The following is a 733-nucleotide window of genomic DNA, read 5'->3' on the forward strand; positions in this document are numbered from 1 at the left end:
ATCTCATCGGAGATGCCTACAAGGTCAAGGAGTGCATCCTGATGGTGGGGGACATCTCGGAGATTTATGTTACCTCGTATAAGAAAATGCTCTCGGACAAAAACTTCCGCCCTTCGGAACTTGCTGCAATGGCTTCGGGCTATGCCAAGCTCTTGGAGCAGAGCGGTGAGAGTCTCAAGGAACTAAAGTCCATTGTCAAGAGTAATGTCTTCTCGATGAACGACCATGAGCGAATGCAGTCCATCGACCGCATCTATACCACGCTGAGGGAATACCGCTCGCTCGTCTCCTATTACACAAGGAAAAACATCTCCGTGAGCTATGTGCGTGCAAGGGAGAAGAACAACCTTGCCTCTGTTAAGGCACTCTATGGTAATACGGCAAGCAGGTATTGGTAATTAAGTTATTGGTCATTCATACATCTAAACACACTTGCTTATGGATTTTGCCAGTTTACATGAGCTGCTACGCTCCACCTATGACGAGATGATGCCACTCTGTGCCCAGATGACGGGTATTGCCAAAGGCATTGCAGGTTTGGGTGCACTCTTTTATATTGCCCTTCGGGTATGGGCTTCCATTGCCCGTGCCGAGGCGATAGACGTCTTTCCCTTGCTGCGCCCCTTCGTGCTTGGCTTCTGCATTATGTTCTTCCCGACAGTCGTACTGGGTACGATGAATGCCGTTCTCTCGCCCGTGGTGCAGGGAACGGAGATGATGGTACACCAGCAGG

The 733-nt window shown here is 50.1% G+C and carries 2 pseudogenes; both read left to right on the forward strand.

Annotation, left to right across the window (positions count from 1 at the left end):
* Positions 1-398, forward strand: a pseudogene (locus tag HMPREF2983_RS05355) (hypothetical protein); the annotation flags it as partial.
* Between the two features lie 40 nt (positions 399-438).
* Positions 439-733 (forward strand): annotated as a pseudogene (locus HMPREF2983_RS05360) (conjugative transposon protein TraJ); the annotation flags it as partial.

This window comes from Prevotella sp. HMSC077E09, assembly GCF_001814685.1.
Lineage (GTDB): Bacteria > Bacteroidota > Bacteroidia > Bacteroidales > Bacteroidaceae > Prevotella > Prevotella oris.